General features: G+C 40.4%; 11 protein-coding genes. 4 read left to right on the top strand and 7 right to left on the bottom strand.

Annotated elements, in window-relative coordinates:
- Positions 1–14: 14 nt before the first annotated feature.
- The 5 genes from QT16_RS03760 to priA form a co-directional block, all read right to left on the bottom strand.
- Positions 15–389 (bottom strand): gamma-butyrobetaine hydroxylase family protein, encoded by a 375-nt coding sequence (locus tag QT16_RS03760; protein ID WP_039485873.1) that lies wholly within the window; start codon positions 387–389, stop codon positions 15–17.
- A 62-nt stretch (positions 390–451) separates the two neighbouring features.
- Positions 452–1,780: an ATP-dependent protease ATPase subunit HslU gene (gene hslU, locus QT16_RS03755; protein ID WP_002958365.1), complete on the bottom strand. Its 1,329-nt coding sequence runs from the start codon at positions 1,778–1,780 to the stop codon at positions 452–454.
- Between the two features lie 11 nt (positions 1,781–1,791).
- Entirely contained in the window at positions 1,792–2,310 is a 519-nt protein-coding gene (hslV, locus tag QT16_RS03750) for an ATP-dependent protease subunit HslV (RefSeq protein WP_002958366.1), read from the bottom strand.
- 79 nt (positions 2,311–2,389) lie between these two features.
- A complete protein-coding gene (locus QT16_RS03745) occupies positions 2,390–2,917 on the bottom strand; it encodes an SPOR domain-containing protein (RefSeq protein ID WP_024596311.1) in 528 nt (175 codons plus the stop codon).
- A gap of 20 nt (positions 2,918–2,937) precedes the next feature.
- Positions 2,938–5,124, bottom strand: a complete 2,187-nt coding sequence (gene priA, locus QT16_RS03740; RefSeq protein WP_039485864.1) for a primosomal protein N' — start codon at positions 5,122–5,124, stop codon at positions 2,938–2,940.
- 230 nt (positions 5,125–5,354) lie between these two features.
- Here priA and rpmE point away from each other — a divergent pair, with 230 nt between their 5' ends.
- Both rpmE and QT16_RS03730 read left to right on the top strand, forming a co-directional pair.
- Positions 5,355–5,570 carry a 50S ribosomal protein L31 gene (rpmE, locus tag QT16_RS03735; RefSeq protein WP_002958369.1) on the top strand — a complete coding sequence of 72 codons (216 nt, stop codon included), beginning with the start codon at positions 5,355–5,357 and terminating at the stop codon, positions 5,568–5,570.
- Between the two features lie 526 nt (positions 5,571–6,096).
- Complete coding sequence (locus QT16_RS03730) at positions 6,097–7,338, top strand: malic enzyme-like NAD(P)-binding protein (protein WP_039485859.1); 1,242 nt, start codon at positions 6,097–6,099, stop codon at positions 7,336–7,338.
- 67 nt (positions 7,339–7,405) lie between these two features.
- On the opposite strand, the gene metJ is transcribed toward QT16_RS03730, so the two are convergent.
- A complete protein-coding gene (gene metJ / locus QT16_RS03725; protein WP_002958371.1) occupies positions 7,406–7,726 on the bottom strand; it encodes a met regulon transcriptional regulator MetJ in 321 nt (106 codons plus the stop codon).
- 289 nt (positions 7,727–8,015) lie between these two features.
- On the opposite strand from metJ, the gene metB reads away from it, so the two are divergent.
- Both metB and metL read left to right on the top strand, forming a co-directional pair.
- Complete coding sequence (metB, locus tag QT16_RS03720) at positions 8,016–9,263, top strand: cystathionine gamma-synthase (RefSeq protein WP_039485856.1); 1,248 nt, start codon at positions 8,016–8,018, stop codon at positions 9,261–9,263.
- Between the two features lie 482 nt (positions 9,264–9,745).
- Positions 9,746–12,091, top strand: a complete 2,346-nt coding sequence (gene metL / locus QT16_RS03715) for a bifunctional aspartate kinase/homoserine dehydrogenase II (RefSeq protein WP_039485853.1) — start codon at positions 9,746–9,748, stop codon at positions 12,089–12,091.
- A gap of 64 nt (positions 12,092–12,155) precedes the next feature.
- Here metL and QT16_RS03710 read toward each other — a convergent pair whose 3' ends face one another.
- Positions 12,156–14,648: a penicillin-binding protein 1A gene (locus QT16_RS03710; protein ID WP_039485850.1), complete on the bottom strand. Its 2,493-nt coding sequence runs from the start codon at positions 14,646–14,648 to the stop codon at positions 12,156–12,158.
- Between the last annotated feature and the right edge of the window lie 10 nt (positions 14,649–14,658).

Genomic DNA, 14,658 nt, shown 5'->3' with positions numbered 1-14,658 from the left:
CGGGCCTATAAAGTTTAAGGAACAAATTTTATAGGTACGCTATCTTTACTTTTTTCGTGTTCAGTTACCCGCGCTAAATATTCACTCCATAATGTATCTTGTTGCTGTTGTAGTTTTTCAAAGTAGCGCCAGCTAAATAGACCGCTGTTATGGCCATCGTCAAAACCTAGACGAAGTGCGTAATGCCCAACAGGTACAATACTTTTTATTCCTACAGCTTGCTTATTAAGTACTAGCTTCATTGGGCCAGAGCCATGGCCCTGCACTTCAGCTGAAGGGGAGTGTACACGTAAAAACTCACAGCTAAATACAGCTTTACTGTCATCATCAAAGTAAACATCTAGATTTTTACTCACACTGTGGTAATGCACTTTTGTTACGTGTTTCATTTAATATATCCCATTAAAAAGCCCCCAATTTGGAGGCTTTTAGTATAACGTTTATATTCGTTTTATAGAATAAAGCGGCTTAAGTCTTCATCTTCAACAAGTGCACCTAAGTGTTTTTCAACATAAGCTGCGTCGATTACTAATGACGAGCCTGCTTTTTCAGAAGCATCGTATGAAATTTCTTCCATCAATCTTTCCATTACAGTGTGTAGACGACGAGCACCGATGTTTTCGGTTTTCTCGTTAACTTGCCAAGCTGCTTTGGCAATACGCTCAATTGCATCGTCGCTAAACTCAATCGATACCTGCTCAGTTTTAAGCAACTCTCGTTGTTGCTCGGTAAGCGACGCATGAGGCTCTGTAAGGATGCGTTTAAAGTCATCTGCAGTAAGTGCTTCAAGTTCTACTCGAATCGGTAAGCGGCCTTGTAGTTCTGGGATCATATCTGATGGCTTCGCCATCTGAAACGCACCAGAAGCAATAAACAACATATGGTCAGTTTTAACCATTCCGTGCTTAGTATTTACAGTTGAACCTTCAATTAGCGGTAGTAAGTCGCGCTGAACACCTTCTCGGCTCACATCTGGACCTGAAGAATCGCCGCGCTTACAAATTTTGTCTATTTCATCAATAAACACAATACCGTTTTGCTCTACTGCAAAAATAGCTTGCTCTTTTAGCTCTTCAGGATTTACTAATTTAGCGGCTTCTTCTTCCGTTAATAGTTTGAAGGCTTCTTTGATTTTTAGTTTACGCTTAGTGCGCTTATCGCCGCCCATGTTTTGAAACATGCTTTGTAGCTGGTTGGTCATATCTTCCATACCAGGAGGCGCCATAATTTCTACGTTTGGTTGTGCTTGTGCTAAATCGATTTCAATTTCTTTATCATCTAGCTGACCTTCACGTAGCTTTTTACGGAACGCTTGGCGAGTTGATGAGTTATCATCACGCTGCGTTTCGCCGTATTGATCTTTCGCTGGTGGTAAAAGGGCATCTAAAATGCGCTCTTCTGCTGCTTCTTCGGCGCGATGTTTAAATTTCTTAGTCTGCTGTTCGCGAGTCATTTTAATTGATACATCGACTAAATCGCGGATGATAGTCTCAACTTCTTTACCAACATAGCCAACTTCAGTGAACTTAGTCGCTTCTACTTTAATAAAGGGTGCGTTAGCAAGTTTTGCTAATCGGCGGGCAATTTCTGTTTTACCTACACCGGTTGGACCAATCATTAAAATGTTTTTTGGTGTTACTTCGCTGCGTAAATCTTCTTTGAGTTGCATGCGGCGCCAGCGGTTACGAAGTGCGATAGCCACTGCTTTTTTTGCTTTAGCCTGACCTATAATGTGCTGATCTAGCTCGTGAACAATTTCTCTTGGGGTCATATCAGACATGATAGTTCCTATTATAATTCTTCGATTGTTTGGAAGTTATTAGTAAATACGCAGATGTTGCCTGCAATAGTTAAGCTCTTCTCTACTATTTCACGAGCGCTTAAATCTGTATTTTCTAAAAGGGCGGTTGCAGCTGATTGTGCAAAGTTACCACCACTGCCAATTGCAATTAGGTCATTTTCAGGTTGAACCACATCGCCATTACCGGTAATAATTAAAGAGGCTGTTTCGTCTGCTACAGCGAGCAGAGCTTCGAGTTTTCGAAGTGCACGGTCGCTGCGCCAATCTTTAGCCATTTCTACTGCGGCTTTAGTCAGGTTTCCTTGGTGCATTTCTAATTTGCTTTCGAAGCGTTCGAAAAGAGTGAAGGCATCAGCAGTACCGCCGGCAAAACCAGCGATTACTTTGCCATTATAAAGACGTCGAACTTTACGGGCGTTGCCCTTCATTACGGTATTACCAAGAGACACTTGGCCATCGCCGCCAATTACAACCTTGTCGCCACGGCGTACACTTACGATAGTAGTCATGTTATTCCTCATCATCGAGCTGCAGAGGCAACTCGTAAAAAACGATTATGAAGAGGTTATATGGGTGAATGGTTTATTTTCAAGTCCAGCCCCAAATTCCGCAGCCGACTATTTTTACACGTTTAAGTTTGTTTTTATCACTTTCGGCTTGGCGTTTGGTTTTATAAGGGCCTAAGCGCACTTTATACCAAGTACCATTGCTGCCTTCAGCCTGTTTTATTTCAGAAATGAGGCCTGCAAATGCTATTTTAGCTTTTAGCGATTCCGCTTGTGCGTGGGTTTTAAACGAACCACACTGCATAACGTAAGGGCCTTTTTGCTCAAGTTCTTTCACTTCAACTTGAATCTCGTGGTTTCTAATTTCTTTAATAAACTCTGGTGTGCGTGGAATAACCACTTCTACTTTTGCGGGCGCAGTGGGGTTTGCTTGTTTTTCGACAAGTTTTGGATCTGCATTACTTTTAATAAACCATAATGTATAAGCAAAACCACCGACGAGTAAGATGGCTATGACAGCTAAAAGAATAGGAAATGGTTTTTTAGCGGGTGCGTTTTTTTTACTGTTTCTGCCTGCAGGCTTTTTGTTAATATAATCGTGCTGTGCCATGGTGTTATTTTGGCCTTAACCTAAATCATGTCTATAGGGTCTACGTCTAAGCTCCAGCGTACTTTTTGTGCAAGTTTACTTGAACTTAAATAATCAACCATTTGCGCAAGGTACTGATGTAATATGCGGCGATCTTGCGCTTGAATATGTAATTGAAAACGATACATACCTGCGACTTTTTCAAGTGGAGCAGGGATCGGACCGAGCAATTGTATACCAGATACCCCATTCACAGGAACCAAATCCGTCAAAAAATCGACGACTAGCTTAATGCTGTGTCCTTGTGCACGGACAATAGCCATATTTGTAATGGGTGGTAAGTCTGCATCATCGCGTTCACTCAGTGCAAAGCGAGCAAAATCTTGGTAACCATTATTAACTAAGTCTTGTAAAAGTGGGTGTTCTGGAAAGTGTGTTTGTAATAATACTTGGCCAGGTTCCCCTGAACGCCCAGCTCGCCCCGCGACCTGAGTAACTAACTGTGCTAAATGCTCTGTCGCCCTAAAGTCGCATGAGTATAAGCCGCTATCTACGTCTAAAATTATAACAAGGCTTACATCTGCAAAGTGATGGCCTTTGGCAAGCATTTGTGTGCCTACTAAAATGCGTGCACCGCCTAGGTTTATTTCATCTAGTGCTTTTTCAAGGCTGCCTTTACGGCGAGTTGAATCGCGGTCTATGCGAGTAACGGGTGTATCTGGAAACTCGGTCGATAAAAACTCTTCAATTTGCTCTGTACCTTTGCCATTTGGAAATATTTGCGTACTTCCACAATCAGGACATTGGTGAGGAACAGGGTATTGATCGCCACAGTGGTGACAAATCATTTGCCCAATCGCTTTATGAAATGTGGCGCTGGTACTGCAGCGTTTACATTCACTTAGCCAGCCACATTCATGGCAAATAAGAGTGGGTGAAAAACCTCGACGATTTAAAAACACCATAACCTGTTTACCGCGGTTTAAGTGTTGGCGCATAGTGGCAAGGCTTGCATGTGCAATACCTGCTTGGTCGGGCTGACCTTTCATATCGAGTAACTTAAATTGGTTATCTGTCGCAGTTTGCGCGCGCTCGGTTAAACTTAGTAGCTGATATTTGTTATTAATTGCTTTGTGAAGTGTTTCAAGTGCGGGTGTAGCACTGCCTAATATAAGTGGTATTTTATGCTGAAAAGCTCTGTATGCGGCCAAATCACGAGCATGGTAACGAAGGGTATCTTGTTGCTTAAATGATGAATCGTGCTCTTCATCGACAACTATCATACCGAGTTTTAAAAATGGCAGAAAAATACTCGAACGTGTGCCTATAACTATTGCACAACTGCCTTTTTCGCAAAAACGCCATGTTTGCAATCGCTCGTTGTCGGTAAGGGCTGAATGCCAAAGCATAATGGGAGTATCAGGAAAGCGGCGACGAAAACGGTTTACAGTTTGTGGCGTTAAGCCTATTTCTGGCACTAATACTAATGCTTGCTCGCCACGTTTTAATACTTCTTCTAGACACTGTAAATACACTTCTGTTTTACCACTGCCAGTTACGCCTTCTAATAAAAAGCTGCTAAATCCACTACTTTGATTTATTGCTGTACAAGCAACCGCTTGTTCTTTATTAAGTACAGGTTTACTACCGACAGTTGGTGCAACGCTTTGCCATTGGTTATCGTGTTCAATAGTTTGCGTAATGAGTTCTTTATCTATTAGGCTATCTATTGTTTTTTTACTAAAGCCAAGAGCTTTTAACTCAGTTAATGATGACTTACCTGATTGCGATAACTGCTTTAATAGGTTGAGCTGTGTTTTAGCTTTTAATGACGGTACTTTTGCACCTTTTTCTGTCAGGGCAACCATATTAATACTGGTTTTATCAGGCGATTCACCTTGGCGAAGTGCACTCGGTAGCGCTATGTGAATAGTTTCGCCTAAGGGATAGCAATAATAGCGGGCAGTAAAGCTAAGGAGTTCTAAATGTTGGGCACTTAAAATAGGGGTATCGTCTATTACCTCTATAATATTCTTAATTTTATTTAAAGGGACGTCGGTACTGTTTTTAATGCCCAGAACAACAGCCACTTTTTTTTGATTACCAAAAGGTACTAAAACCCGCATGCCCGGTAGTATTGGGGTTGATAAGCCACTGAGCTGCTCTTCTATTTTATAATCAAAGGTGCGTGGAAGCGGGACTTTAATAGCAACTTCAACAAAACTCATAACAACTCAACCCGTAAAATTAATGCTGTAATGTACTAAAAATACCGCTAAAAACCTACTAGCAATAGTACTTGAGAAAGAGATTGTTCACTTTTTTAGCGAAAAGATAAATAAATACTTGTGCAGGGGAAGGTTGTTGGATAAAATCCGCCACCAACAAATTTGTTTTAACGACGTATGGTGCCAGACTTCGGGTTTGGAGAGCGATGCGGCCTTAACTAGAGGTTCCTATGAAAGAAGGTATTCACCCTAAGTACGAAGTAATTTCTGCAACATGTTCATGCGGAAACAAATTCGAAACTAGCTCAACTCTTTGTAAAGACATTCACTTAGACGTATGTTCTGCGTGTCACCCGTTTTACACTGGTAAGCAAAAGATTTTAGACACTGGCGGCCGTGTTGATCGCTTCAACAAGCGCTTCGGTGCACTTAGCAGCAAGAAGTAATTATTGCTGTTTAGTTAAAAAAAGCACCTTAGGGTGCTTTTTTTGTGTCTAAAATTTACCACTTCTGATCTTATTTAGCTTGCTCGAGCTACATCACACCTTGCATAACTATTTCCTAATCTTATTCTGAGTATGCATAAACCTTTACAGACAAATCGATAGATATTCTCTATATTTTAAATAGTACAAATTTTAACTAGGTTGATAAAAGTAGCTAACGTGGGCTTATCTGTTTTTAAAGTAGTGTAGTAGGCTGTTATTTTAAGTTTATGATGATGCGTTAAACATAGATTTTTTTAATATTTTAATAGACATAAACGCACCTCAAAACTTACTTTTTTGGTGAATTTTTATTTATCAAATGTTTATATAATCCTGCAAAGTTACTGAAAAACCTCTTAAAATTAAAGGATATAGCATATAACAGGATAGACCTGATATTGCTTGGAATTTAAAAATAATAAGGGTATCGTACCCCAAGACTCCACCTCTCACTTTAACTTAAATTGCAGGATACCATCGCGTTATGTCTGACTTTCGTGAACAAGCACTACATTATCACTCACATCCCGTACCTGGTAAAATTAGCATTGAGCTAACAAAACCAGCTGAAACAGTTCAAGACTTAGCCCTAGCCTATAGCCCAGGTGTCGCTGAACCTGTACGTGAAATTGCCGCAGATCCTGCAAATGCATATAAATATACCGGTAAAGGTAACATGGTTGCGGTTATCACTAATGGTACTGCAATTCTCGGCTTGGGTAATTTAGGTCCTTTAGCGTCTAAGCCCGTAATGGAAGGCAAGGCGTTATTGTTTAAACGTTTTGCAGGGCTTGATTCTATTGATATTGAAGTAAAGCACAAAACAACAGAAGACTTTATTAACACGGTGGCCAATATTGCTGACACATTCGGTGGTATTAACCTTGAAGATATTAAAGCACCAGAGTGTTTTGAAATTGAAAAAGCATTAATAGAGCGTTGTAGCATTCCTGTTTTTCATGACGACCAACACGGCACCGCCATTGTGACGGCTGCCGGCATGTTAAATGCGCTAGAAGTACAAGGTAAATCAATTGAAGATGCAATAATTGTATGTTTAGGTGCAGGCGCTGCTGCAGTTGCGTGTATGGAATTGTTAATTAAGTGTGGTGCACTGCGTGAACACATTTATATGCTTGACCGCAAAGGTGTTATTCATACTCGTCGCGATGATTTAAATGAATATAAACAGCTTTTTGCTAACAATACCGATAAACGCACATTGCAAGATGTAATTGCAGATGCTGATGTGTTTGTTGGTGTTTCGGGTCCTAACTTGTTAGCTGCCGAAGATTTAAAACTAATGGCAGAAAAGCCGGTCGTGTTTGCATGTTCAAACCCAGATCCAGAAATCGATCCTGCACTTGCTCACGGCGCACGCAACGATTTAATTATGGCAACAGGGCGCTCTGATTACCCTAACCAAGTAAATAATGTTTTATGTTTTCCGTTTATTTTCCGTGGTGCGCTTGATGTACGTGCAAGCGCGATTAACGATGAAATGAAAATTGCTGCAGTTGAGGCTATTCGTAGTATTGCCAAAGAGTCTGTACCTGCAGAAGTTTTAAAAGCCGCAGGCGTAGATAAGTTAGAGTTTGGTGCGCAGTACATTATTCCAAAACCAATGGATCCGCGTTTACTACCGCGTATAGCTAAAGCTGTAGCACTTGCTGCGGTAGAGTCGGGTGTTGCGCAAATTGACTTACCTGAAAATTATATGGCGTAATATATATAACGCTTAAACAAAAAAAACCTCAGCAATGCTGAGGTTTTTTGATTAAAAAGGTAACGATTTATTCTTCGTTTAAAATAGGCACTTCTAAACCCATTTCTTGCATTATCTTTTTAACTTCTTCTGGTACTTTTTCTGCGTTGTCTTTACGTAAGTCATCGTCATTTGGTAAAGGTTGACCAGTAAAGGCATGCAAAAACGCCTCACATAGCAATTCACTATTTGTTGCATGGCGAAGGTTGTTGATTTGACGACGCGTACGCTCATCCGTTAAAACTTTTAATACATTTAGCGGGATCGAAACGGTGATCTTTTTAACTTGCTCTGATTTTTTCCCGTGTTCTGCGTATGGGTGAATATACTCACCATTCCATTTAGCCATAAGATGTATCGTTGCCTCAGATTATTAATTTCTCACACGGTATAAAAAGCGTGTAAATATGCGTGAAATTCTATCGATTTAAAAAAGATAGTCAAATAATAGATACCGATCTATCTTAATAAGCCTATTTGGGATGTAAAAATAAGCTCACTTTTGTGAGTCAAAATGTGATACTAGCAAACGCCTTTCCTAACTTTAGCCATCTAGAGCTTTAAAATCCTTTGACTTATTAAAATGGATAACTTACTATTTTAGACGTCTAAACATCCAAATTAATCAGGTGACGAATATGAGCGAAAAAAACAAAGCGACCATTGCTGTACGTAACGGCGTTGATGCTGATAAACATCATGGTGCAGTGGTGCCGCCAATTTATTTATCAACGACTTATTCGTTTGCCGACTTTGATACCAAGCGTGAGTATGATTATGGCCGCAGTGGTAACCCTAATCGTGATATTTTAGCAGAGACGCTTGCTAAGCTTGAAGGCGGCGCTCGCGGCATAATTACGGCCACTGGTATGGCAGCCGTGCATTTAGCTACTCAGCTACTTAACAGTGACGACACGTTAGTAATTCCACATGATTGTTATGGTGGTAGCTATCGTTTATTTACATCGTTACAAAAACGCGGACTATTGAAGCTTGAAGTATTAGATTTAACAAAAGAAGAAAGCCTTCAACAAATTTTAGCAATTAAACCTAAGCTTATTTGGATAGAGACTCCAAGTAACCCAGTACTTCGTTTAACCGATATTAAAGCGGTTACCGATGTTGCTAAGCAATGCGGTGCATTGGTTGCCGCAGATAACACGTTTTTGTCTCCTGCCTTACAAAACCCTATTAAGTTTGGTGTAGATATTGTGGTGCATTCAACTACTAAATACATTAACGGGCACTCAGATGTAGTGGGCGGCGCTGTTATTGCTGCAACACAAGAGCTTGGTGATGAGCTTGCTTGGTGGGCAAATAATATTGGTATTACGGGCGCCCCTTTTGATAGTTATTTAACGCTTCGTGGTCTACGTACTTTAAATGTGCGCTTAAGGCAGCACCAAGAAAATGCGCTAGCAATAGCTAAGTACCTTGAAAGCTCCAATTTTGTAAGCCAAGTTTACTATCCAGGACTTGAGTCGCATCCTCAGCATGAGCTTGCTAAAGCACAACAACTTGGCTTTGGTGGCATGGTTAGTTTTGATATTAAAGGCGATATAAACGACGCTGCAGCATTTTTAACTAGTCTTAAAACGTTTAGTTTAGCTGAGTCACTAGGTGGCGTAGAGAGTTTAATTTGTCACCCCGCAACTATGACGCACGCAGGCATGGAGGCAAAGGCACGTTTAGAAGCGGGTGTGGGCGATACGCTTATTCGTATTTCGGTTGGGATTGAAGATATACACGATTTAATAGCTGACTTTGAACGAGTATTTGAACTTGTAAAACCAGGGCAAAATAAAAATGTTGGCCGTGTAGGCAAAGGTGCTGGCACTTCTGGTGGAAACGTTAAATTAAGTGCAGCCCGTCCAGCGCTTTGGTAAGTAATACCAATCCGCAATAATACCTAGGGCGTGTTGATCTTTGGTGGGTGAATTTGCAGCAGTATGTTTGGTTTTTAGGCAAGGCGGAGCCTATGTAGTGTGGTTATTCCCCATGAATAGGCGATAACGCAGCATAAATACCAAACATGCGCTGCCCTTTGGGTTCTTTCTAGGGACGATTAACTCTTTGTTGCCTACATGGATGTAGGTAAGGGGCGTGAGCAGGACGCGGAAGCTTTGCTCGGTTTTTACTTAGCCCACTAGGTTACAAACCTCGCGCCGCGATTTAATCTTCCTTGGATTGAACAAATTTCAATCCACAAAGATCAACACGCCCTAATCAATTTGAGGGATTAAACCGCACGATAACATCGTTAAAAATTCCTAATATAGAACAACTAAATAACGAAATTTTTGCCTTATTATCGATACGGTTTTCTTACCTCAAAATAGACAACTTAATTAAGCTAATTGGTATAAATATGGTCAATTGTGTACATAAATTTGGTGGTTCAAGCTTAAGCTCTAGTGAGCGCTATCAAAGCGTAGCTAAAATAATTATTGGGCATACTCAGCCGGGCGACTGTGTTGTGGTGTCTGCTGCAGGTAAAACTACAGATACACTTGTGTCGTTGTGGCAAAGTTATCAGCTGCAAGACACGCAAGCTGTCGCTGATATTTTACTGCAGTTAAATAACCATCAAAGCGATTTAATTGAGCAGTTATTACAAGCTGATTTAAAGCGCTGCGCACTTAGAACACTAAATACCGAGCTTAGTAATATTGCAGAACTTGCTCAAGCTGAGCAGCTAAAAGAGGCTGCGTTACTTGCGCATGGGGAACTGTGGTCAGCACGTTTACTCGCTACTTATTTACAGCAGTTAAATATTGAGGCGTGTGCTCAAGATGCCCGTAGTCTTTTTACCTTAAACGATGGTGAATTAATGCATGCGCAAAATGCGCAGCAATGTCGACAGTCAATTTTGCCTAATAAGATAAATGTTGTTACTGGGTTTATTGCCGCTGATACGAAAGGTGAGACCGTAACACTTGGACGCAACGGTAGCGATTATAGTGCAACACTACTTGCAAATTACTGTAATGCTAAGCAAGTATGTATTTGGACCGATACACAGGGAGTGTTTAGCACTGATCCTCGTAAGGTAAAAAAAGCGATTAAATACGGCAAAATTTGTCGCGGGCAAGCTAATTTATTAGCTCGTTTGGGTAACCCTGTATTACATGCAAAAACACTATCGCCACTTAAAAACAGCGATATTAAGCTAGCTGTTCGTAGTAGTTTTGATGTGCAAGCAAGCCCAACAGATATAGTAAAAGAAGGTTCAGCAAAGAAAAAGCGCTTTATAACCACGCTGCAAAATGTTGATTTATTAATGGTTGAAGGATTAAGTGAAGGTGAGGTCGCAAGCGTTAGTCAGCTTATTCAGCATAGCCTTCATCATTTTAACCATAATGGTGAAGTGTATTTAGTAGTACCGGCTGCACAAACATATCAAGTTATTAATTACTTTGCTGGTAGAGCTAATATTAGTGAGTCAAATTTAAATGGCTGTGCAATTGTTGCCCCTGAGCAAGACGTTAGCGTACTAAAACTGCAAGCTTTAGAGGTATTAGCTGAACAGACTATAAAGCCGCGTTTTGTGCATCAAGATAATGGTTATGTTTTATTACTAACAGACCAATTTATAGATAGCGATATACAAAGCGCCTTACACGATAAGCTAATCAATAAAGGCCAAGAAATAGCCGTTATAGTTGCGGGCCTTGGCAATGTAGGCGATGCTTTTATTGAGCAGTTATCGGCACAATTTGAGCGTTTATCAGACGACTTTAGTATTAAATTGGTAGCGCTGGTTCGCTCTAAACATATGTTATTTAATGCAAGTGGCATAAATATATCGCAATGGAAAACTCAATGGCAGCATGAGGCGAATAGCTATGAAGCTGCGGATTTACTTAATGCGATAAGCGAGCTTGACTACGAACATAAAGTGTTAATTGATATTACCGCAAGTGAGCAGTTTAGCTTTTTATATTCAGATTTTGTAGACAGAGATTGTCATTTAATTAGTGCTAACAAATATGCAGGTACAGCACCGACTTCTTGGTATAAAGCACTTCGTAGTAACCTTGGCGAACGTAATTTACATTGGCGATATAATACAAGTGTAGGCGCAGGCTTACCTATCAATTTTGCTTTGGCTGATTTGCAAAATAGTGGTGATAAAATTACGCGTATTGAAGGCGTATTCTCGGGTACGCTTTCGTGGTTATGTAGTAAGTATGATGGTACGACTGCTTTTTCTGAGTTGGTATTAGAAGCACAGAAAATGGGGTTCACAGAGCCTGACCCTCGCGAGGATTTATCTGGACGAGATATGCAGCGTAAGTTACTTATTTTAGCCCGAGAGTTAGGTATAGAGCTTGAGCTTGATGATATTAGCTTATCGGCATTAATGCCCGGTGAGCTTGCGCTAGGAAGCTGGGAAGACTTTCTAAACAATAAAGCCCAGCTAGATGCGTTCATTGAAGAGCATGCTGATACAGCAAAAGCTAATAACTCAGTACTGAGATACACAGGCCTATTAGATATAACAAAAACTGAAGTTATCGCTAAAGTAGGAATTACGTATGTGCCTAATGGGGATGCGTTAGCAAACCTTACACCTGGCGATAATATTTTTGTAATTAATAGCAAATGGTATAGTGATAACGCGCTTGTGATTCAGGGGCCTGGGGCTGGGAAAGAAGTAACCGCTGCGGGTGTACACTCTGACTTATATTGGCTTGTTCAAAACTTAAAATAAGCGATTATTTAAAATTAAAACGGCAGCTTAAATAAGCTGCCGTTTTTGTATTACAGAGATATTATTAAAATAGCTCTTCTTCGGTTTTTGTGTCTTCTTCAAATATATCGTTAGGCTGAGATAGCACATACTTTGTCGGTGCAGTGCCTTTTTCGAAGTATTCAAAGCGGCTGGTGTAGTCATTTTTGTGGCTTAGTAAACCAGTGGCTAAATCAATACGAATCGAAACAAGCCCCTCAGGAGGCTCAATTGGCGCTTCAGGTGTTCCCTCAAGTGCGGCTTTCATAAATTCAATCCATGCAGGCTGCGCTGTTTTAGCCCCCGATTCAGCACCAGATATTTGGCTGCTATCTAAGTTGTTATTGTACGTAGAACGGCCAAGAGCGTTACCTGGGTTATCAAAGCCCACCCACACAGAAGTCATTACTTTACTGTTAAAGCCACTAAACCAGGTGTCTACAGAATCGTTAGTTGTGCCTGTTTTACCCGAAAGATCTCGACGTTCTAAAGCTTGTGCGCGCCAACCTGTACCACTCCAACCAGTTTTATGGGCCCAACTACCGCCGCCCCAAATACCACTGTGCATTGCATCAGCAATTAAAAATGCATTCTGCTTAGAAATAATTCTCGGTGCACATTTTTTTGTTGGCTCCACATCAGCACTACTATTATGAAGTGAGAATTCATTATGTGTTGGTAGAGCCTCTTCGTCACAGGCAAGAGCAGGGTTTGCTTTGAACAATACATTACCGTAAGCATCTTGAATTTCTGAAATAAAGTAAGGTTCAATTAAGTGGCCACCATTGGCAAATGCACTCATGCCACGAGCAAGTTCAAGTGGAGTAATGGAAGCACTACCCAGTGCTAGTGATTCACTGCGATTAATGTCTGAATCTTTAAAGCCAAACTTTAATAAATGATCAGCTGTACGTTGTAATCCAACGCCGCGTAGTAAGCGCACCGAAATAACGTTTTTAGACTGTGCTAAGGCACGGCGAATTCTTATCGGACCATTATATACAGCAGGGCTGTTTTTAGGGCGCCATGCTACGCCTTGGCTTTTATCCCATTGGTTTATAGGAGCATCGTTTAATATAGACGCAAGCGTGTAACCTTTTTCAAGTGCTGCTGAATATATAAAAGGTTTTATATTAGAACCTACTTGACGCTTTGCTTGTACCGCTCGGTTATATTGACTTTGCTCAAAGCTGTAACCACCTACAATAGCTTTAATTCTTCCATCTTGTGGGTCGAGTGACACAATAGCACTTGATGCTTCTGGTATTTGGCTTAGTAAGTAGCTGTCATCTTCATTTTTACGCACCCATATTTGCATTCCTGGCGTTAAAATATCTGTAGCTGCTTTTGGAGCAAAACTTTGGCGGTAACGAGTAATATATTTACGCGCCCATTTTAAGTTATCCCAAGTAAGAGTTGTGCGCTCGCCACTTTTAAGTAATACCGACGCTGTTTTGTCATTAACACTAAGCACGGCTGCTGCTTTCAAAGTACCCAACTCATTTACGCTTTGTAATTTATTGAGTATTTGTTGCTCAGTTAAAGCAGGTTGTGTTTCAGGGTCCCATAAAACATCTGTTGGTCCTCTAAAACCATGGCGCATATCATAATTATGTAAGTTGTTTACAAGTGCGTTTTGCGCTGCTTTTTGAACTTTAGACTCTACCGAGGTGAAAATTTTAAAACCTGAGTTGTAAGCTTTATCTATTCCATAACGCGAGACCATTTCAGCGCGCACCATTTCAGAAATATACGGGGCGTATAAGTTTATTTCAGCACCATGAAAATAAGCGGTGATAGGTTGGCTCGTTGCTTCGTTATATTCTTCTTGAGTAATATAATTTTCAGTTAATAAACGCCCTAAAACAACATTTCGGCGTGCTTTTGCACGCGTTGGGTTACGAATTGGGTTTAAAGCTGAAGGGGCCTTTGGTAAACCTGCAATCATCGCCATTTGTGCAAGTGTTAAATCTTTTAACTCCTTACCGTAATAAACTTGTGCTGCAGCACCAATACCAAAAGCGCGATTACCTAATTCTATTTTATTAAGGTAAAGCTCTAAAATTTCGTCTTTTGTTAATACACCTTCGATATGTAGCGCTATAAATATTTCTTTAACTTTACGAATATATGCTTTTTCGCGAGTTAAAAAGAAATTACGAGCAAGCTGCATAGTAATAGTACTTGCGCCTTGTTTTTTCTCGCCGGTAGATATAAGAACAATAGCCGAACGTACAATACCTATAGGATCTATGCCTATATGATCGTAAAATCGATTATCTTCTGTCGCTAAAAATGCATTAATGAGGGTTTGAGGAATTTCATCAATAGTCACTGGAATACGACGCTTTTCACCAAATTGATTGATTAAAAGCCCATCTTTTGTGAATACTTGCATAGGAGTTTGTAATTGCACGTCTTTTAAAACTTGCACACTGGGGATATCAGGTTTAACGTAGTAATAAAGACTGACCAAAGTGATCAGACCAATTAACACACAAATGATAAAAAATTGTAAAGTTCGTTTTAATAAAATCACTTATATTTCC

The organism is Pseudoalteromonas distincta (assembly GCF_000814675.1).
Lineage (GTDB): Bacteria > Pseudomonadota > Gammaproteobacteria > Enterobacterales > Alteromonadaceae > Pseudoalteromonas > Pseudoalteromonas distincta.
Note: the sequence above shows the minus strand (reverse complement) of the source record. Positions and strands in the feature narration are given on the sequence as shown.